The sequence below is a fragment of the Paenibacillus oceani genome (assembly GCF_014705615.1).
Taxonomy (GTDB): domain Bacteria; phylum Bacillota; class Bacilli; order Paenibacillales; family NBRC-103111; genus Paenibacillus_AB; species Paenibacillus_AB oceani.
Genome location: NZ_JACXJA010000090.1, coordinates 1 through 1,247, shown reverse-complemented (window position 1 = coordinate 1,247; position 1,247 = coordinate 1). Strand labels below are relative to the sequence as shown.

Annotated in this window: 1 rRNA gene; it reads left to right on the top strand. The window is 55.1% G+C overall.

The window, feature by feature from the left end:
- Positions 1-7: 7 nt before the first annotated feature.
- Positions 8-1,247: ribosomal RNA gene (locus IDH45_RS33715) — 23S ribosomal RNA — on the top strand; the annotation flags it as partial.

The window sequence follows — 1,247 nt, the reverse complement described above, 5'->3', positions numbered from 1 at the left end:
AAATCTTGGATAAGCTAATAAGGGCGCACGGAGGATGCCTAGGCGCTAGGAGCCGAAGAAGGACGTGGCGAACTACGATAATGCCTCGGGGAGTCGTAAGCAGGCTTCGATCCGGGGATGTCCGAATGGGGAAACCCGGCTGCGGTAATACGCAGTCACCTGTTGCTGAATACATAGGCAGCATGGAGGCACACCCAGGGAACTGAAACATCTAAGTACCTGGAGGAAAAGAAAACAAACGTGATTCCGTCAGTAGCGGCGAGCGAACGCGGAAAAGCCCAAACCGATCCCTTCGGGGATCGGGGTTGTAGGACGTCGATATGGCAAAAGCAGGTTAGGCGAAGCGGTCTGGAAAGGCCGGCCACAGAAGGTAAAAGCCCTGTAACCGAAAGCTTGCGTATGCCTAGACGGATCCTGAGTACGGCGGGGCACGGGAAACCCCGTCGGAATCCGGCAGGACCATCTGCCAAGGCTAAATACTCCCTAGCGACCGATAGCGAAGCAGTACCGTGAGGGAAAGGTGAAAAGCACCCCGGGAGGGGAGTGAAATAGAACCTGAAACCGTGCGCTTACAAAAAGTCAGAGGCCATTAACGGCTGATGGCGTGCCTTTTGTAGAATGAACCGGCGAGTTACGTTCCCGTGCGAGGTTAAGCCGAAGAGGTGGAGCCGCAGCGAAAGCGAGTCTGAATAGGGCGAATCAGTACGTGGACGTAGACCCGAAACCGTGTGATCTACCCCTGCCCAGGGTGAAGGTGCGGTAACACGCACTGGAGGCCCGAACCCACGAGCGTTGAAAAGCTCGGGGATGAGGTGGGGGTAGCGGAGAAATTCCAATCGAACTCGGAGATAGCTGGTTCTCCCCGAAATAGCTTTAGGGCTAGCCTCGGAAATGAGTCGCGGAGGTAGAGCACTGATTGGGTGCGGGGCCCGCCAAGGGTTACCAAGTCCAGTCAAACTCCGAATGCCGCAAACTTGAATTCCGGGAGTCAGACGGCGAGTGCTAAGATCCGTCGTCAAGAGGGAAAGAGCCCAGATCATCAGCTAAGGTCCCCAAGTGCGTGTTAAGTGGGAAAGGATGTGGAGTTGCACAGACAACCAGGATGTTGGCTTAGAAGCAGCCACCATTTAAAGAGTGCGTAATAGCTCACTGGTCGAGTGACTCTGCGCCGAAAATGTAACGGGGCTAAACACGCCACCGAAGCTATGGCTCGTACAACTTGTTGTACTTGGGTAGGGGAGCGTTGT